We start from the raw sequence: 16,477 nt of genomic DNA, 5'->3' as shown, positions 1-16,477 counted from the left end.
CTCACACCCCCTCAACGATCACACCCATCGAACGGGCAGAGCCGGCGATGGTCTTGACTGCGGCGTCCATGTCGGCAGCCGTCAGGTCCTTCATCTTCAACTTGGCGATCTCTTCGAGCTGAGCGCGGGTGATCTTGCCAACCTTGTTCAGGTGAGCCTTGTCAGAACCCTTGTCCAGCTTGATGGCCTTCTTGATCAGATAGGTCGCGGGAGGCGTGCCCATCTTGAAGGTGAAGCTCTTGTCTGCGAAAGCGGTGATGGTCACCGGAATCGGCATGCCAGGCTCCATGCCCTGAGTTTGGGCGTTGAAGGCCTTGCAGAACTCCATGATGTTCAGACCGCGCTGACCGAGCGCCGGGCCGATAGGAGGGGAAGGATTGGCCTTGCCGGCCGGGACTTGCAGCTTGATAAAGCCGACAATTTTCTTTGCCATGATTGGCTCCTCGAGTACAAACGCTTAGGCCGCTTGCGCCGCCTCGGCTCCTCGTCAAATGACCCGTTTCAAACTTCATCAGCGGTGCCGGGTCGGTCAACACCGCTGACTGCTCAATCCTTTGACCTCCACCCTATCGGGCTTCAGCCGCAGGCCTGAAGACTGGCTTCAGACCTTCTCGACTTGGGAGAAATCCAGCTCGACGGGCGTGGCGCGACCAAAAATGGTGACCGATACCCGAACCTTGGACTTCTCGTAGTTGACTTCTTCGACAGCGCCGTTGAAGTCGGTGAACGGGCCTTCCTTGACACGCACCAACTCGCCAACTTCCCACTCCACTTTGGGGCGCGGCTTCTCGATGCCTTCTTGCATCTGGTTGACGATCTTCATCACCTCCGCTTCGGAGATCGGCGCGGGACGGTTCTTGGCGCCCCCCACAAAGCCGGTGACCTTGGAGGTGTGTTTGACCAAGTGCCAAGACTCGTCGTCCATCAGCATCTCGACCAGCACATAGCCGGGGAAGAAACGACGCTCGGTGACCGACTTCTTGCCGTTCTTCAGTTCGACCACTTCTTCGGTGGGGACCAAGATGCGGCCAAACTTGGACTGCATGCCCGCGCGGTCAATACGCTCGCGCAGGTTGCGCTCCACGGCCTTCTCCATCCCGGAGTAGGCATGCACCACATACCAACGCAGAGGACTGGAGGCGGGTGCTGCGGCACCGGCTTCATTGGCAATGGTTTCGCTCATGCTGAAGAGTCCTTTTCTAGTGTGCGTGACGTCGAGAGACCGTGATCAGTGCTTCCAGCCCAGGATCAGGTCGTACAAGATCCAACTCAGCGTCACGTCGGTCAGCCACAGGAACAGGGCCATCAAAACCACAAAGATGAACACATACAGCGTCATCTGACCGGCTTCCTTGGGGGTCGGCCACACCACTTTGCGGACTTCGCGCACCGACTCTTGGCCGTAGGCGATGAGGCGCTTGCCCATGTCAGAGACAAAGAAGGTACCCGCCGCCATGGCCAACAAGACCAGCAACACGGCCACCCGCATCCACATGTCCTTGCCATTCAGCAGGTAGAAGGCGGTGATCGCACCCAGCACCAGCACCACAGATGCGGCCAGCTTGGCCTTATCAGCGCCGGTAGAGATGGTTTCGACTTGCGTGTTCGTGGACATGACTTCCTGACATTTTCCCTTTGCCACCCAAGGCGCACATCACCTCAGACGACAAAGTCCCAACAGCAGCAAAGCCCGCGGGGCATTTCGCCTGCGGGCTGGCTGTCAGGGCCGGGGCTGCATCGCGAGATGCAGCGTTGACTTCTCTTGGCTTCCTGATCTGGACGACTTCGCGACGTCGTTCAGATCAGTTGGCAGGGGCAGTAGGAATCGAACCTACAACCTTCGGTTTTGGAGACCGACGCTCTGCCAATTGAGCTATACCCCTGCAGCTTTCTTCACTTAGGCGAGGATCTTGGCAACCACGCCGGCGCCGACGGTACGGCCACCTTCACGGATAGCGAAGCGCAGGCCTTCTTCCATGGCGATGGGGGCGATCAGCTTGACGGTGATCGACACGTTGTCGCCAGGCATCACCATTTCCTTGTCGGCCGGCAGTTCCACAGCGCCGGTCACGTCGGTGGTGCGGAAGTAGAACTGAGGACGGTAGTTGTTGAAGAACGGGGTGTGACGACCACCTTCGTCCTTGGACAACACGTAGATCTCAGCCGTGAAGTGGGTGTGCGGCTTGACCGAACCGGGCTTGCACAGCACTTGACCACGCTCGACGTCTTCGCGCTTGGTGCCGCGCAGCAAGATACCGACGTTGTCACCCGCTTGACCTTGGTCCAGCAGCTTGCGGAACATTTCCACGCCCGTGCAGGTGGTCTTCTGGGTGTCTTTGATACCGACGATTTCGATTTCTTCGCCAACCTTGATGATGCCGCGCTCCACACGACCAGTCACCACGGTGCCACGGCCAGAGATCGAGAACACGTCTTCCACAGGCATCAGGAAGGTGCCGTCCACAGCGCGCTCAGGCGTGGGGATGTAGCTGTCCAGCGCATCGGCCAAACGCATGATGGCTTGCTCGCCCAGGTCACCCTTGTCGCCTTCGATGGCCAGCTTGGCCGAACCCTTGACGATGGGGGTGTCGTCGCCGGGGAAGTCGTACTTGGAGAGCAGCTCGCGCACTTCCATTTCGACCAGTTCCAGCAACTCAGCGTCGTCCACCATGTCGCACTTGTTCAGGAACACGATGATGTAGGGCACGCCCACCTGACGAGCCAACAGGATGTGCTCGCGGGTCTGGGGCATGGGGCCGTCAGCGGCCGAGCACACCAGGATCGCGCCGTCCATCTGGGCGGCACCGGTGATCATGTTCTTCACATAGTCAGCGTGGCCGGGGCAGTCAACGTGCGCGTAGTGGCGGTTGGCGGTCTCGTACTCGACGTGAGCGGTGTTGATGGTGATGCCGCGAGCCTTTTCTTCAGGCGCTGCGTCAATCTGGTCGTAGGCCTTGGCCTCGCCGCCAAACTTGGCCGACAAGATCGTGGTGATCGCTGCCGTCAGCGTCGTCTTGCCATGGTCCACGTGACCAATGGTGCCCACGTTCACGTGCGGCTTGGTCCGTTCGAATTTACCTTTTGCCATCTTGCGCTCCTAATCATGTGCCCGCGAGGGCCAAGTCAGTTCAAAAACGTCAGACAAACTTCAAAGAGGGTGGTGCCCATGGCGCGGATCGAACGCGCGACCTCTCCCTTACCAAGGGAGTGCTCTACCACTGAGCCACATGGGCATCGACACAGGGCTAAAAACGGCCACACCCGAAGGGGGACTGCACCCAGGCCTGTGTCGACCTATCACTCAACCAACTCTCTCAACCCTGACCTTCACTGGAGCGGGAGACGGGAATCGAACCCGCGTCATTAGCTTGGAAGGCTAAGGTTCTACCATTGAACTACTCCCGCTTGGCGGCCTGCTCATGCAGACCAAGCGACAGGCTCTCTGACCAATTGCTTGCCCGATTGTTTGACCAATCGTTCGTTCGCTGTGGTGGAGGAGGCTGGATTCGAACCAGCGTACGCTATGCGGGCAGATTTACAGTCTGCTGCCTTTAACCACTCGGCCACCCCTCCGCAGCGAGCCTGAGAGTGTAGCACTGTTTTTTCAGCTTTTGCAAGATGCGCCTCAAAGAGGCAGGGAACGCGCCCAATCAATCTCCACCCCGGCTCGGCCGCAAGCGCTGAAGTGTCCACAGCCCAGAAAAGGCACGGGCGGGCGCTGAGCAGACAGCGGCGAGGGGTGATTCGCCTGCAGCAAGAGATGCCGCCCCGGCGCAACGGCCTCGATCAGCGCCGCTTTGGCCTGCGCGTGCGCGCCCCACAGCATGAACACCACGGATCGATCCAGCCCCGCCACAGCGGCGATCAGCCCGTCGGTCAAAGCCTCCCAGCCGTGTTTGGCGTGGCTGGCGGGCTGGCCGTCCTCCACCGTCAAACAGGTATTGAGCAGCAAGACGCCCTGCTGCGCCCAGCCCGCCAACTGCCCATGCGCGGGCGCCGTCAGTCCCAGGTCGCGCTGCAGCTCTTTATGGATATTGCGCAAGCTGGGCGGAATCTTCTGCCCGACCGGCACCGAAAAGGCCAGGCCTTCGGCTTGCCCCGGGCCGTGATAAGGGTCTTGACCCAAGATCACCACGCGCACCGAAGCCAGCGGCGTGAGTTGCAGCGCCTTGAAGGGCGTGGCCGGGTAGATCACCGCGCCTTGGGCCTGGCGCTGCGTCACAAAGCTCAGCAAGCCCTGCCCGGCAGGCGACGCTGCCCAGGCCCGCAGCACCGGCTGCCAGTCTTGCGGCACCTCGGCCATCAAGGCCGGCAAGGGCGCACTCAGGCCGAGCGAGGACACCGCCGCGGACGGCCCGCCAAACAAATCCCCTTGCGCCACCCCCTTGGCCTCAGGCAAACAAAGCCGCCAAGGCCTCGCCCGGCTCAGCCGCACGCATAAAAGCCTCGCCGACCAGGAAGCAATGCACGGCCGCAGCCCGCATCAGGGCCACGTCGGCCCGACTCAAGATGCCCGACTCGGTCACCAGCAGGCGATCAGGAGGCACCTCTTTGAGCATGCCCAGCGTGGTCTGCAGCGAGACCTCGAAGCTGCGCAGGTCTCGGTTGTTGATGCCCACCAAGCGCGTCTTCAAGCGCAAGGCGCGTTCCAACTCGCGCGCGTCATGCACCTCGACCAAGACATCCAGGCCCAACGCCTGCGCCGTGGCTTCCAAGTCGGCCATCTGCGCATCGTCCAGGCAGGCGGCAATCAGCAAAATGCAGTCTGCTCCCCAAGCCCGGGCTTCAAAGACTTGGTAGTCGTCCACCATGAAGTCTTTGCGCAGCACGGGCAAGGCGCAGGCCGCACGGGCCTGCTGCAGATAGTCGGCGTGTCCTTGGAAGAACTGCTCGTCCGTCAGCACACTCAAGCAGGCTGCGCCATGCTGCTCGTAGCTGCGGGCGATGTCGGCCGGGCGAAAGTCTTCACGCAGCACGCCTTTGGAGGGGCTGGCCTTTTTGATCTCGGCAATCACGGCGGGCTGGCCTTGCGCCACCTTGGCGCGCAAGGCGCGCTCGAAGCCGCGCACATCGTGGCGCGACTCGGCCTCAGCCCGCACACTGGCCAGCGAGCGCCGCGCTTTGACCGCCACCATTTCTTGGTGTTTGACCTCGACGATGCGGCGCAGGATGTCTGGGGTTCCACTCATGCCCGATCTCCGTTAAGCCGCCGGGCGATGCCGGTTGGTGATGGCCACAAACTGCGACAGCTTGGCGGCGGCCGCCCCCGAAGCCACGGCTTCACGGGCTTGCTTCACCCCTTCTGTCACCGAGCCTGCCACGCCCGCGCAGTACAGCGCCGCACCGGCATTCAGCAGCACCACATCGCGCACCGGGCCGTCTTCATTGGCCAACACGCGCTGAATGCATTGCACCGACTCTTGCTGATTGGCCACTCGCAGCACGCGAGAGTCGTAGACCGGCAGGCCGAAATCGCTGGGATGCACCATGTACTCCTTGACCGAGCCGTCTTTGAGCTCACCCACCAAGGTCTCGCCCGACAGCGAGATTTCGTCCATGCCATTCATGCCATAGACCACCATCACATGCTCGGAGCCCAAGCGCTGCAGCACCCGCACCTGGATGCCCACCAAGTCGGGGTGGAACACGCCCATCAATTGGTTGGGCGCGCCAGCCGGGTTGGTCAAGGGACCCAGGATGTTGAAGATGGTGCGCACACCCAGCTCTTTGCGCACCGGCGCCGCATGCTTCATCGAGGCATGGTGGTTGGGCGCAAACATGAAGGCAATGCCGCACTCTTCCAGACACTCGGCCACTTGCGTGGGGCTCAGGTTGATGTAGGCACCCAAGGCCTCCATCACATCGGCACTGCCCGAGGTGGAGGACACACTGCGCCCACCATGCTTGGCCACGCGCGCGCCGGCCGCCGCCGCCACAAAGGTCGAGGCCGTCGAGATGTTGAAGGTGTGCGAGCTGTCGCCACCGGTGCCCACGATGTCCACCAAGTGCTCACGATTGGCCACTGGCACGGGGGTCGCAAACTCGCGCATCACCTGCGCGGCCGCCGCGATCTCGCCAATGCTTTCCTTCTTGACCCGCAAGCCAATCGACAGGGCCGCAATCATCACTGGCGACATCTCGCCACTCATGATGCGCCGCATCAGGGCCAGCATCTCGTCGTGGAAGATCTCGCGGTGGTCAATGACGCGGGTCAGGGCTTCGGTGTTGGTGATGGGCATGGTCACTCCAAAAATCGAGTTCAGTAAGGGCCGGCAGCCGCCGCAGGTGAAGCGGACACAGTTGAGCCTTGCGCACAGAATTCACGCACCGCCGCCAGGGTGCGCTCAATGCCGTCGTCATCCACATCGAGGTGGGTCACAAAGCGCAGGCCGATCAGGCCGGTGGCCCAGATGCCGCGCGCCTTCAGGTGGGCCAGCAGGTCCGCACCGCGGCCCTGGTCCACATCGACAAACACGATGTTGGTGGCCGCCGAGCGCACGCTCAATCCCGGCAGGCCTTGCAGCCCTTGGGCCAACTTGGCGGCACGGCGGTGGTCCTCCGCCAGTCGCTCGACATGGTGGTCCAGCGCATGGTCCACCGCCGCCGCCAACAGGCCGACTTGGCGCATGCCGCCGCCCACCATTTTGCGCACCCGGTGCGCGCGGGCGATCAGCTCGCGCGAGCCGCACAGCATGGAGCCCACCGGCGCGCCCAAGCCCTTGCTGAAGCAGACCGAGACACTGTCGAAGTAGCCCGTGATGCGCCGCAGCGCAGCGGGCACATCGCCGCCAGGCCCGGCGTCAGCCACCGCGGCATTGAACACGCGTGCGCCATCCAAATGGCAGGCCAAGCCATGCTGGCGCGCCAGCGCGGTGGCTTGCGCCAAATAGTCGTGGCTCATCACCTGGCCGTTCCAGGTGTTCTCCAGGCACAGCAGGCGCGTGCGGGCAAAGTGCGGGTCATCGGGCTTGATGGCGGCGGCAATGTCGGCCAGTGCCATGCGCCCCTGAGCATCTTGGACCAAGGGCTGGGGTTGAATGCTGCCCAAGACCGCCGCACCACCGCCTTCATAACGGTAGGTGTGGGCCAACTGGCCGACGATGTATTCGTCGCCGCGTTGGCAATGGGCCAGCATCCCGCACAAATTGCTTTGTGTGCCCGAGGCCATGAACAGCGCCGCCTCTTTGCCCGTCAAGGCGGCCACGCGAGCCTGCAGCGCCAGCACGGTGGGGTCATCGCCAAACACATCGTCGCCCACCTCGGCACGGGCGATGGCCTCGCGCATCGCAGCAGTCGGCCGCGTGACGGTGTCACTGCGTAAGTCCACAACCTTCATGCTGCACGCCCCATGTTCAAGAAGTTTTTCAGCATGGCATGGCCATGCTCCGAGAGGATGGACTCCGGGTGGAACTGCACGCCTTCCAGGGGTGCGGGGCCACCGGCCAAGCTCTTGTGGCGCACACCCATGATCTCGCCATCCTCGGAGCGCGAGGTCACTTCCAAATCCGCCGGCAGGCTGGCCTCTTCGATGACCAGGGAGTGATAGCGGATCACCGTGAACTGCTCAGGCAGGTCTTGATAGACCCCCCGGCCGTCGGTGCGCAGCACGCTGGTCTTGCCATGCATCTGCGTCTTGGCCCGCACAATGCGCCCGCCCAAGGCGGCGCCAATGCTTTGGTGCCCCAGGCACACGCCCAAGATGGGCAAGCGGCCTACAAAGCGCTGAATGGCTGGCACGCAGATGCCCGCCTCGGCCGGCGAGCAAGGCCCCGGCGAAAACACCAGCCGGTCGGGCTGCAAGGCCGCGATCTCGTCGAGGGTGATCTCGTCGTTGCGCACCACCTTCACGTCCTCGCCCAGCTCAGCAAAGTACTGCACCAGGTTGAAGGTGAAGGAATCGTAGTTGTCGATCATCAATAGCATGTTGTGCTCCTCGTGGCCTGCCTTCAGAAACCTTCTTCCACCAACTCGGCCGCGCGGATCACCGCACGGGCTTTGGCTTCGGTTTCCTTCCACTCCAGCTCGGGCACAGAGTCCGCCACCACACCGGCACCCGCCTGCACATACAAGGTGTTGTTCTTGACGATGCCCGTACGGATAGCGATGGCCACGTCCATATCGCCCGCAAAGCTGAGGTAGCCGCAGGCGCCGCCGTAGATGCCGCGCTCGGTCAGCTCCAGCTCGTCGATGATCTCCATGGCGCGGATCTTGGGCGCACCGCTGAGCGTGCCGGCCGGGAAGCTGGCCTTGAGCACATCCAGGCTGGACAAGCCCTCTTTCAGCCGCCCTTCCACATTGCTGACGATGTGCATCACATGCGAATAGCGCTCGATGCCAAAGGCCTCGGTCACCTTGACGCTGCCGGTCTGGGCGATGCGGCCAATGTCGTTGCGGGCCAAGTCGATCAGCATCACATGCTCGGCGCGCTCTTTGGCGTCGGCCAGCAGCTCGGCCTCCATGGCCTTGTCCAGCTCGGGTGTGGCGCCGCGCGGGCGGGTGCCGGCAATCGGGCGAATGGTGACCACCTCGCCCTCGTCGCGGGTCTCTTGGCGCACCAAGATTTCAGGCGAGGCACCAACGATCTGGAAGTCCCCCATGTCGTAGTAGTACATGTAAGGGCTGGGGTTGAGCGAGCGCAGCGCGCGGTACAGGCTCAGCGGGCTTTCGGTGAAGCGCTTTTGCAGGCGCTGGCCCAGCACCACCTGCATGCAGTCCCCCGCCGCGATATAGGCCTTGGCCTTCTCCACGGCCGCGCAAAACGCGGTCTTGTCGAACTCGCGCTCCACGGCATGGCTGGCCCCGCGCTTGACCTGCGGCGCGGTGACGCTGTAGCGCAGCTTGTCCACCAACTCCGAGAGGCGGCGCTTGCCCTCGAACCAAGCCTCGGGCTTGGCGGGGTCGGCCCAGACGATGAGATAGAGCCGCCCGGAGAGGTTGTCGATGACGGCCAGCTCTTCGGTTTGCAGCAGTTGAATGTCTGGTGTGCCGATGCCGCCCGGCTTCTTCACACCCTGCAGCCGGGGCTCGATATGGCGCACCGTGTCATAGCCAAAGTAGCCGGCCAGCCCCCCGCAAAAACGCGGCAGGCCGGGCCGCAGCGCGGGCTTGAAACGGGCTTGCACCTCGGCAATGAAGTCCAGCGGGTTGCCCTCGCGGGTCTCGACCACCCGGCCATCAGTGACGATCTCACTGCGCTGGCCGGTGGCGCGCAGCAGGGTGCGGGCCGGCAGGCCAATGAAGGAATAGCGACCAAAGCGCTCGCCACCCACCACCGACTCCAGCAAAAAGCTGTTGCGCTGGCCGCCGGCCAGCTTGAGGTAGAGCGAGAGCGGGGTTTCGAGGTCGGCAAAGGCCTCGGCAATCAAGGGGATGCGGTTGAAGCCCTGGGCAGCCAGGCTTTTGAATTCAAGTTCGGTGATCACAGCGGAATCCTCTGGAGGTGCACCACCGCCCGTCAGCCCAGCCCGTGGGCCGCTGCCAGACAGTGCGCCAAAAATGCAGGAGAGAAGCGTGGGGAGGGGAGAGACTCAACCCACTCAAGGAAGCCGCAACGCAGCGGGGCTCGTGGCCCGCGCCGCTCAGGCGGCAAACAGCGCAGTCGTTGATGACCAGCGACGCCAGGGCCAGGCTCCCCGGTCGTGCCCACGGGGGTGCGTGAGCGACAGCTGTTTGCGCGAAGTGAACATAGGCTCAGAGTTTAGCAGTGCCCGCGCCCTCACATCCCGCCGGTCGCGCTGTGAAGTGCGGCACAGTCAGAGGCATCCCGCATGGACAGCCCCGTCGACTGCGTCGACACTGGGCGCCCACGCTGCGCACCGGTCACCGCTGGAGGAGCGCAGCACGGTTTGGTTCTGCTGCGACCCAGCATGAGCCGCTCACCCTTGTTTCTCAACCATGCTGATGTCTCTGATTGCTGCTTTGCGCAGGGCGCTTCGCCGTCGCGCCACCCACTTGGCCCAAGGGTGCGCCCAGGTGTTGCTGATTGCAGGAGGCGCCAGTGCGCTGGCTCAAACACCGCCCAGCCCCGCAGCCTCGGCGCCGATTGCCGACCATGTCAAGCGGGCCGCAGAGCGCCCGTACTACTGGATCAAACTGAATGCGCAGGCGCCAGAGCAGCCCGCAGCGCGCCCCAAGAGTGCGGCCCGACCCGCCACGAAAGCAGCGCCTGCAACGGCTGAGGCGGCCACCTCGGCACCCACCCTGCCTACCCGTGTGAGCGGCATCACGGAACGTGTGACCCCCATATTTGACAGCCCTGCCCTGGCCACCTCGGACCCCCCGCCCAACGCAGCCGCAGAGCGCCTGATCGCCACGCTGGAGAGCGCCCCACCTGCCGCAGGCCTGCCCGCGCCCCCGGCCGCTGAGCCTGCGGCGTTGAGCGCCCCCTCCACCCCCACCGCGCCAGGAGCCACCACGGCGTCACCGGCTGCCACATCGTCCGCCAACAGCCGCCAGGCGGACAGGGCGACCGGCTCTGCAGCCAGCTCGGCCACCTTGAGATTGCTGAATCAGGTTGAGCCCGACTTCCCGAGCGCCCTTCAGCGACGCCTGCGCCAAGGCTCAGTCGAAGTGGCCTTCACCGTGCTGCCGGACGGCAGCGTGAGCGCTCCGAGCGTGTTGCGCAGCAGCCATCCCCGCCTAGAGACCCCCGCGCTGGAGGCCGTGGCCCAATGGCGCTTTGCCCCCATCGATGCCGCCAAACCGGGCGTGGTGGTGCTTGGCTTCGATCTCGACTAGGCGCAGGCGAGACTCAGAGCGCGTCCAAGCGCTCAATCACCGCATCCGCACCCACCGACTGGATGGGCTCGCCGTGGTTATAGCCATAGCTCACCAGCACCACCGGGCAGCCGGCCGCCCGGGCGGCCTCAGCGTCATTGCGCGAGTCGCCCACCATCAGGGCCTGTGCCGGGGCCACACCCAGCGCCTCGCAGGTGCGCAGCAGCGGCAGCGGGTCGGGCTTTTTGCGCTCAAAGCTGTCGCCCCCAAAACATTGTTCAAAGAAGCCGGCCAAGCCCTTGGCCTGGAGCAGCGCCAGCGCCGGGGCTTGGGGCTTGTTGGTCAGGCAGGCCAAGCGCCAGCCGCGCGCGCGCCAGCTTTCCAAGCCTTCGACCACGCCCTCAAACACCTGGGAATGCTGGCCGTTGACCTCGGCATAGTGCTGTTGATATGCCGTCCAGGCTGCGTCAAACAGGGCTGCATCGGCGCCCACATGGGCCAAAGTCTGGCGCACCAAATGCTCGCCGCCTTTGCCCACGGTGCGCTCGATGAAAGCCCGGCTCACCTCTGCCAAAGCGAGACCTTGCAGCGTGCGGTTGAGCGCCACGTCAAAGTCGCCCAGGGTGTCCACCATCGTGCCATCCAGGTCGACGATGGCAGCACGCAGATCATGCGTGAAGCCGAGCAGGCTCAACGCGCCAACTCCGCACGCATCGCGTCGATCACCGCCTTGTAGTCGGGCTTACCAAAGATGGCGCTGCCGGCCACAAAGGTGTCGACACCGGCATCGGCCACGCGGCGGATGTTGTCGGGCTTGATGCCGCCGTCGATCTCCAAGCGGATGTCGCGCCCCGAGGCGTCAATGATCTTGCGCGCCAACTCGGCCTTGCGCAGCGTGCTCTCAATAAAGCTCTGGCCGCCAAAGCCTGGATTTACGCTCATCAGCAACACCACATCGACCTTGTCGATCACCCACTCCAGCACGTCCAGCGGCATGGCGGGGTTGAACACCAAGCCGGCTTGGCAGCCTTCGGCCTTGATGAGCTGCAGCGTGCGGTCCACATGGGCCGAGGCATCGGGGTGGAAGGTGATGATGTCGGCACCGGCCCGAGCAAAGGCCTGGGCCAGGGCATCCACCGGCTGCACCATCAGGTGCACATCGATGGGGGCCGGTGTGCCGTCGGGCTTGACGGCATGCTTTTTGAGAGCCTCACACACCATGGGCCCAAAGGTCAGGTTGGGCACATAGTGGTTGTCCATCACATCGAAATGGATCCAGTCGGCGCCTGCGGCCAGCACATTGCGCACCTCGTCACCCAGGCGGGCACAGTCGGCAGAAAGAATGCTGGGGGCAATGCGGTAAGTGCTCATGGCTGGGACGCCGACAGGGGCGAATAGAGAGGAAAAGCGCGATTTTAAAGACGGTGGGCTAGCATCCCACCATGAGCACAGCCCAATTCACCTGTTCGGTCGTCACGCAATACCTGCCTGAGCAGTCCTCGGCCGCCGACTCGGTGTACGCCTTTGCCTACACCATCACCATTCGCAACATAGGCACGGTCACCGCGCAACTGGTGGCTCGCCACTGGCAGATTGCCGACGCCCTGGGCCGCATCGAAGAGGTCCGAGGCTTGGCCGTGGTCGGGCATCAGCCGGTCCTCAAGCCCGGCGAGCAATTCGAATACACCAGCTGGACCCGCCTGGCCACACCACGGGGTCGTATGCAGGGCACGTTCTTTTGCATCACCGAGGACGCGCATTGGTTTGACACGCCGGTACCCGCCTTCGAGCTGGCGCAGGCGCAAGCTCTGCACTGATGGCGTGGGACCTGAGCGCGCTGTTGCACAGCGCTGACCCGGCCGCCTCCGCCATCGAGCGCCATCTCTGGCTGGTGCGCCTCATGGACTGGCTGCGCCAGCCGCCGCCGGAGGGCGCCCACTCGTTGACGCCCTGGCCCGTGGTGCGCATGGGGCTGCTGCTCGATGTGCTGGAGACCCAGCCCGAGATCAGCCAGCGCGTAGGGGGTGTGGTGCACCACAGCCTGCGCGACTTGGACAGCAACGGGCTCTTGGCCGACTTTGGCTTTCCGCCTCGACAAGGGTTTGTGAGCGAGTTGGGCGACCGGCTGCGCTTGGCCTGGCTGCCGGGCACGCCACAAACCTCGGATGCGGGCGAGCTGTTCTCTCTGCTCTTCAACCGGCCTGACGATGCGGCCTGGGTCGCGGCCCTGGACGAGGCCACCTTGGGCCGCCTCTTGCGCTGGCTGGAGCACAGCAGCGGCACCCCCGCGGCCTGGCGTGACGAGATGGTGGAGGCCGTGCAACTGCTGGCCAGCCAGATCCGCGCCAATGGCCTGAGCAAAGCCCTGCGCTCACGCATCGCGCCCAGCCACATGGCCGACCGGCCCTTTCACCAAGTGGTGGCGCTGGCTGAGGCCTTGCAAGCGGCCCATCAGCAAGGGGCCGGCGCCGAAGCACTGGCAGCGCATGCGGCCCGCCTGCGCGCCGTCTTGGGCCGCTGCCTGGACGCCGCCCACAGCGCCCGCCAGCACCTGGATGAATGGGGCATCTCAGTGGATGTGGTCTTCCAAATGGACCAGATGCGCAAGCGCGCCCAGCGCATTGAACAGTTGCTGGACGCGGCCCTGGCCGCCGAGCCCGCCCCGGCCTTCAAGGCCCTGTGGCTGGCCTTGCTGAGCGCAGCCCAAGACCGCCAGGGCATTGGTGCGCTGTTCACCCACCACTATGCGCTCTTGGCCCGCAAGGTGACCGAGCGCAGTGCCGAGACGGGCGAGCACTACATCACCCGCGACCGCGCCGAGTACCGCCAAATGCTGGGCAAGGCGGCCGGCGGCGGCGCGGTGATTGGCCTGACCACGCTGGCCAAATTTGCGCTCACCGCGCTACAGGTCAGCGCTTTTTGGGTGGGCTTTTTGGCAGGCGTGAACTACGCCCTGAGCTTTGTGCTGGTGCACCTGCTGCACTGGACCGTGGCCACCAAACAGCCGGCCATGACCGCCCCTGCCCTGGCCGCCAAGCTGGAGGCCGTCGGCCAGCAGGAGGGCGCGATCGAGGGCTTTGTCGATGAGGTCACCCACCTCATCCGCTCCCAGATTGCAGGCATTGTGGGCAACCTCGCGCTGGTCGCCCCCGTGGTGCTGGCCGCCCAAGGCTTGGCGTGGTGGGTGCAAGGCGCACCGCTGGTGGGCGAGAAGGACGCGCACTATGTGCTGCATTCGCTGACGCTGCTCGGCCCAACCGCGCTGTTTGCTGCCTTTACCGGCGTGCTGCTGTTTGCCTCCAGCCTGATCGCCGGCTGGGTCGAAAACTGGTTTGTCTACCATCGCCTGGAAAGCGCACTGGCCTGGAACCCGCGCATCACCGACCTGCTGGGGCCCAGCCGGGCGCAGCGCTGGGCGCGGTGGTGGCGGGGCAATATCTCGGGGCTGGCCGCCAATGTCTCCCTGGGCCTGATGCTGGGCATCATCCCTGCCTTGGCGGCCTTTGTGGGCTTGCCGCTGGAGGTTCGCCATGTCACCTTGGGCATGGGCCAGTTGGCGGCGGCGGTGGGGGCTTTGGGGCTGGAGATCTTTCAGCAGCCCGCGTTTTGGTGGTGCTTGGCAGGCATTGGCGTGACCGGCCTCTTGAACTTGGCCGTCAGCTTTACGCTGGCGTTTCGGGTGGCTTTGGCCTCACGCGGGCTGCAGGTTCAAGAGCGGGGCCGCCTCTATGCCGCGCTGCGCCAGCGTTGGCGCCAAGCGCCGGGCAGCTTCTTCAAGCCCCCGGTGTGATGTCTTTTTCAGCTTTGGGCGCGTCGCCGGGTGTGGCATGGTCTGGGGGTGGCTCACCGCCTTTGCGGCCTGAGAACATCGTCCACCAGACAATGAAGATCAGCAAGGCGCCAGCGCCCAAAGCTTCCAGAATCAGAATCGTCATGAACCACACCTCTTCGCGCCCCGAGGCGCGCTCCATCCCATTCTCGCTGGCCGGGCTCTCGCTGCTGTGCATGGCCCTGCTGACGGGCTGCCAATGGCTCTCCAAGCCTCAGCCCGCCTCCTCTGTGCCGCCGGTGGCCAGCCCCACTGCAGTGCCTGCGGCGCCCAAGCTGGAATGGCCCGCCGGCGTGGTGGAGCGCCCCCGCGCCCGCTGGGTGCCTGCCGCCTGGGGCGAGCTGCCCGGCTGGGGCCTTGACCGCGTGACGGAGGTCTTGCCCGCCTTGCGCCGCAGCTGCGTGCGCCCGGCCGAGGGCTGGCTGATGCTCTGCGCGCAGTTGCGCACCCAGACCCTCAAGGACGATATCGCCACCCGCCGCTGGCTGGAAGACAGCCTGCGCGTCTACCGCGTGGAGTCCTTGACCGGCGACGCCCAAGGCCTGCTGACTGGCTATTACGAGCCGCTGATGACTGCCAGCCGCCAGCCCACCGAGACCCGCCGCGTGCCGCTGTGGGCACCGCCCGCAGACTTGGCCAGCCGCCGCCCCTATTGGACGCGGCAAGAGCTGGAGTCCCTTCCTGCCGCTCAAGCTGCCGTGAAGGGCCGTGAGATCGCTTATCTGGACGACCCGCTGGATGCGCTGGTCCTGCAAATCCAAGGCTCTGGTCGCCTGCGCCTGCAAGAGCCCGACGGCAGCGAGCGCATGGTGCGCATTGCCTATGCCGATCACAACGGCCACCCTTACCGCTCGGTCGGCCGCTGGCTGATTGAACAAGGCGAGCTCAAGGCCAGCGAAGCCTCCTGGCCGGGCATCAAAGAGTGGACGCGGCGCAACCCCACGCGCCTGCAAGAAATGATGTGGCAGAACCCGCGCATGGTGTTCTTCCGCGAGGAGCCTCTGCCCGACCCCAGCGTCGGCCCCAAAGGCGCGCAAGGCGTGCCGCTGAGCCCGGGACGCTCGGTGGCGGTAGACCCCCAAAGCGTGCCCTACGGCAGCCTGATGTGGCTGGACGCGACGGAGCCCCTCAGCACCAAACCCTTGCAGCGCTTGGTGGTGGCGCAAGACACCGGCAGTGCGATTGTGGGCGCGGTGCGTGCCGACTACTTCTGGGGCTGGGGCGACGAGGCCGAAGCCCAGGCCGGGCGCACCAAGCAAGCACTGCGCACCTGGGTGCTCTGGCCCAAGTAAGGCCCGCTTATTCGCGGCGCCAGCGCATGTCCAGGCGCGGCAGCGGTGCGGCATGGTTGCTGCGCCAGACCACATCGCCCCCGGTTCTGGGCGGCTCTGCTTGCGGCGCCCACAGCGGCACCCATTCATCCAAGGGCACGCTGATGTGGCCACGCAGGGCCGGCCGCGCGGGGCTGAAAGCGGCAGCATCGGTGGCAGGGGCTTCATAGCTCACGCGCACCAGGGACGTCCCGCCCGCCCATGTCGGGCAGAACCACCAGCGAGCTTGAGGCGTCGTAGGGCTGTGCGGTGCCGCAGGCGTGACCACGGCACCCTGCTGGGCCGACCACATCCAGTGCAACGCGCCCTGCGGTGCTGGCGCCACCAGGCTCATTCGCGCTTCTACGCCGTGGTTGTTGTCGGTCCACAAAGTCAGCACCGGTCGCCCTGCGCCAGACTGGGTCGAGACCACCGTCTCCGAGGAGGCCGCGGGCAGACTGTCACGCAACTCCAGACGCAGGCGCACCGCGGGTGGCGCATCCGTCGCCGAGGCCTTGGATGCCGTGGCTGTCGCGGGAGCTTCGCAAGGTTGAGCGGCCGCGAGGCCTGAAGCCGCCAGCGCGGCCCCACAAAGAAGAGTCTTCATGAACTTCATTTCGGA

18 protein-coding genes and 4 tRNA genes are annotated in these 16,477 nt (G+C 64.8%); 4 read left to right on the top strand and 18 right to left on the bottom strand.

Annotated features, from left to right (window positions below):
• Position 1: 1 nt before the first annotated feature.
• The 14 genes from rplK to trpE form a co-directional block, all read right to left on the bottom strand.
• Positions 2-433 carry a 50S ribosomal protein L11 gene (rplK, locus tag KAK11_RS14240; RefSeq protein WP_210809854.1) on the bottom strand — a complete coding sequence of 144 codons (432 nt, stop codon included), beginning with the start codon at positions 431-433 and terminating at the stop codon, positions 2-4.
• A 168-nt stretch (positions 434-601) separates the two neighbouring features.
• A complete protein-coding gene (gene nusG, locus KAK11_RS14235; protein ID WP_210809853.1) occupies positions 602-1,183 on the bottom strand; it encodes a transcription termination/antitermination protein NusG in 582 nt (193 codons plus the stop codon).
• A gap of 45 nt (positions 1,184-1,228) precedes the next feature.
• Positions 1,229-1,615, bottom strand: coding sequence for a preprotein translocase subunit SecE (secE, locus tag KAK11_RS14230; RefSeq protein WP_210809852.1), 387 nt, complete (start codon positions 1,613-1,615; stop codon positions 1,229-1,231).
• A 192-nt stretch (positions 1,616-1,807) separates the two neighbouring features.
• Positions 1,808-1,883, bottom strand: a tRNA-Trp gene (locus KAK11_RS14225).
• A gap of 14 nt (positions 1,884-1,897) precedes the next feature.
• Positions 1,898-3,088: an elongation factor Tu gene (tuf, locus tag KAK11_RS14220; RefSeq protein WP_210809851.1), complete on the bottom strand. Its 1,191-nt coding sequence runs from the start codon at positions 3,086-3,088 to the stop codon at positions 1,898-1,900.
• Positions 3,089-3,158: 70 nt separating this feature from the next.
• Positions 3,159-3,233 (bottom strand) — tRNA-Thr (locus KAK11_RS14215).
• 98 nt (positions 3,234-3,331) lie between these two features.
• Positions 3,332-3,405, bottom strand: a tRNA-Gly gene (locus tag KAK11_RS14210).
• Between the two features lie 83 nt (positions 3,406-3,488).
• A tRNA-Tyr gene (locus tag KAK11_RS14205) sits at positions 3,489-3,573 on the bottom strand.
• Between the two features lie 52 nt (positions 3,574-3,625).
• The gene (locus KAK11_RS14200) at positions 3,626-4,303 is read right to left on the bottom strand and encodes a uracil-DNA glycosylase (RefSeq protein ID WP_210810068.1); all 678 of its coding nucleotides are present in this window, start codon (positions 4,301-4,303) and stop codon (positions 3,626-3,628) included.
• 88 nt (positions 4,304-4,391) lie between these two features.
• The gene (gene trpC, locus KAK11_RS14195; RefSeq protein WP_210809850.1) at positions 4,392-5,189 is read right to left on the bottom strand and encodes an indole-3-glycerol phosphate synthase TrpC; all 798 of its coding nucleotides are present in this window, start codon (positions 5,187-5,189) and stop codon (positions 4,392-4,394) included.
• A gap of 12 nt (positions 5,190-5,201) precedes the next feature.
• On the bottom strand, positions 5,202-6,239 hold the full coding sequence (trpD, locus tag KAK11_RS14190; RefSeq protein ID WP_210809848.1) for an anthranilate phosphoribosyltransferase: 1,038 nt from the start codon (positions 6,237-6,239) through the stop codon (positions 5,202-5,204).
• 20 nt (positions 6,240-6,259) lie between these two features.
• Positions 6,260-7,336 carry a low-specificity L-threonine aldolase gene (ltaE, locus tag KAK11_RS14185; protein ID WP_210809847.1) on the bottom strand — a complete coding sequence of 359 codons (1,077 nt, stop codon included), beginning with the start codon at positions 7,334-7,336 and terminating at the stop codon, positions 6,260-6,262.
• Positions 7,333-7,923 carry an aminodeoxychorismate/anthranilate synthase component II gene (locus tag KAK11_RS14180; protein WP_210809846.1) on the bottom strand — a complete coding sequence of 197 codons (591 nt, stop codon included), beginning with the start codon at positions 7,921-7,923 and terminating at the stop codon, positions 7,333-7,335. The genes ltaE and KAK11_RS14180 overlap by 4 nt, the downstream gene beginning before the upstream one ends.
• A gap of 23 nt (positions 7,924-7,946) precedes the next feature.
• On the bottom strand, positions 7,947-9,422 hold the full coding sequence (trpE, locus tag KAK11_RS14175) for an anthranilate synthase component I (RefSeq protein WP_210809845.1): 1,476 nt from the start codon (positions 9,420-9,422) through the stop codon (positions 7,947-7,949).
• Between the two features lie 478 nt (positions 9,423-9,900).
• Between trpE and KAK11_RS14170 the strand changes: the two genes are divergently transcribed.
• Positions 9,901-10,737 carry an energy transducer TonB gene (locus KAK11_RS14170; RefSeq protein ID WP_210809844.1) on the top strand — a complete coding sequence of 279 codons (837 nt, stop codon included), beginning with the start codon at positions 9,901-9,903 and terminating at the stop codon, positions 10,735-10,737.
• A gap of 13 nt (positions 10,738-10,750) precedes the next feature.
• On the opposite strand, the gene gph is transcribed toward KAK11_RS14170, so the two are convergent.
• A complete protein-coding gene (gene gph, locus KAK11_RS14165; protein ID WP_259373562.1) occupies positions 10,751-11,410 on the bottom strand; it encodes a phosphoglycolate phosphatase in 660 nt (219 codons plus the stop codon).
• A complete protein-coding gene (rpe, locus tag KAK11_RS14160) occupies positions 11,407-12,087 on the bottom strand; it encodes a ribulose-phosphate 3-epimerase (RefSeq protein WP_210809842.1) in 681 nt (226 codons plus the stop codon). Before rpe ends, gph begins: the two co-directional genes overlap by 4 nt.
• Before the next feature lie 71 nt (positions 12,088-12,158).
• Between rpe and apaG the strand changes: the two genes are divergently transcribed.
• Both apaG and tlpB read left to right on the top strand, forming a co-directional pair.
• Positions 12,159-12,533 carry a Co2+/Mg2+ efflux facilitator ApaG/CorD gene (gene apaG, locus KAK11_RS14155; RefSeq protein WP_210809841.1) on the top strand — a complete coding sequence of 125 codons (375 nt, stop codon included), beginning with the start codon at positions 12,159-12,161 and terminating at the stop codon, positions 12,531-12,533.
• Positions 12,533-14,506: a transporter-like protein TlpB gene (gene tlpB, locus KAK11_RS14150; RefSeq protein WP_210809840.1), complete on the top strand. Its 1,974-nt coding sequence runs from the start codon at positions 12,533-12,535 to the stop codon at positions 14,504-14,506. Before apaG ends, tlpB begins: the two co-directional genes overlap by 1 nt.
• Here tlpB and KAK11_RS14145 read toward each other — a convergent pair.
• Positions 14,490-14,651 (bottom strand): hypothetical protein, encoded by a 162-nt coding sequence (locus KAK11_RS14145; protein ID WP_210809839.1) that lies wholly within the window; start codon positions 14,649-14,651, stop codon positions 14,490-14,492. The two genes, tlpB and KAK11_RS14145, sit on opposite strands and share 17 nt — an antisense overlap.
• Here KAK11_RS14145 and mltA point away from each other — a divergent pair.
• Positions 14,650-15,837 (top strand): murein transglycosylase A, encoded by a 1,188-nt coding sequence (mltA, locus tag KAK11_RS14140; RefSeq protein ID WP_246498952.1) that lies wholly within the window; start codon positions 14,650-14,652, stop codon positions 15,835-15,837. The two genes, KAK11_RS14145 and mltA, sit on opposite strands and share 2 nt — an antisense overlap.
• A gap of 7 nt (positions 15,838-15,844) precedes the next feature.
• Here the strand turns inward: mltA and KAK11_RS14135 are convergent, their stop codons facing one another.
• Complete coding sequence (locus KAK11_RS14135; protein ID WP_210809837.1) at positions 15,845-16,462, bottom strand: hypothetical protein; 618 nt, start codon at positions 16,460-16,462, stop codon at positions 15,845-15,847.
• Positions 16,463-16,477: the final 15 nt, after the last annotated feature.

This window comes from Ideonella paludis (assembly GCF_018069865.1).
Classification (GTDB): Bacteria; Pseudomonadota; Gammaproteobacteria; order Burkholderiales; family Burkholderiaceae_C; genus Ideonella; species Ideonella paludis.
The sequence above is the reverse complement of the archived record's forward strand: the minus strand, read 5'-3'. Positions and strand labels throughout refer to the sequence as shown.

Bases quoted from the DNA above. Each gene is read 5' to 3' on its own strand.
- KAK11_RS14135 (WP_210809837.1), bottom strand. From the start codon at position 16,462: ATGAAGACTCTTCTTTGTGGGGCCGCGCTGGCGGCTTCAGGCCTCGCG.
- rpe (WP_210809842.1), bottom strand. From the start codon at position 12,087: ATGAGCACTTACCGCATTGCCCCCAGCATTCTTTCTGCCGACTGTGCC.
- rplK (WP_210809854.1), bottom strand. From the start codon at position 433: ATGGCAAAGAAAATTGTCGGCTTTATCAAGCTGCAAGTCCCGGCCGGC.
- mltA (WP_246498952.1), top strand. From the start codon at position 14,650: ATGAACCACACCTCTTCGCGCCCCGAGGCGCGCTCCATCCCATTCTCG.
- KAK11_RS14145 (WP_210809839.1), bottom strand. From the start codon at position 14,651: ATGACGATTCTGATTCTGGAAGCTTTGGGCGCTGGCGCCTTGCTGATC.
- KAK11_RS14180 (WP_210809846.1), bottom strand. From the start codon at position 7,923: ATGCTATTGATGATCGACAACTACGATTCCTTCACCTTCAACCTGGTG.
- ltaE (WP_210809847.1), bottom strand. From the start codon at position 7,336: ATGAAGGTTGTGGACTTACGCAGTGACACCGTCACGCGGCCGACTGCT.
- tuf (WP_210809851.1), bottom strand. From the start codon at position 3,088: ATGGCAAAAGGTAAATTCGAACGGACCAAGCCGCACGTGAACGTGGGC.
- trpC (WP_210809850.1), bottom strand. From the start codon at position 5,189: ATGAGTGGAACCCCAGACATCCTGCGCCGCATCGTCGAGGTCAAACAC.
- trpD (WP_210809848.1), bottom strand. From the start codon at position 6,239: ATGCCCATCACCAACACCGAAGCCCTGACCCGCGTCATTGACCACCGC.
- KAK11_RS14200 (WP_210810068.1), bottom strand. From the start codon at position 4,303: ATGGCCGAGGTGCCGCAAGACTGGCAGCCGGTGCTGCGGGCCTGGGCA.
- tlpB (WP_210809840.1), top strand. From the start codon at position 12,533: ATGGCGTGGGACCTGAGCGCGCTGTTGCACAGCGCTGACCCGGCCGCC.
- secE (WP_210809852.1), bottom strand. From the start codon at position 1,615: ATGTCCACGAACACGCAAGTCGAAACCATCTCTACCGGCGCTGATAAG.
- KAK11_RS14170 (WP_210809844.1), top strand. From the start codon at position 9,901: ATGTCTCTGATTGCTGCTTTGCGCAGGGCGCTTCGCCGTCGCGCCACC.
- apaG (WP_210809841.1), top strand. From the start codon at position 12,159: ATGAGCACAGCCCAATTCACCTGTTCGGTCGTCACGCAATACCTGCCT.
- nusG (WP_210809853.1), bottom strand. From the start codon at position 1,183: ATGAGCGAAACCATTGCCAATGAAGCCGGTGCCGCAGCACCCGCCTCC.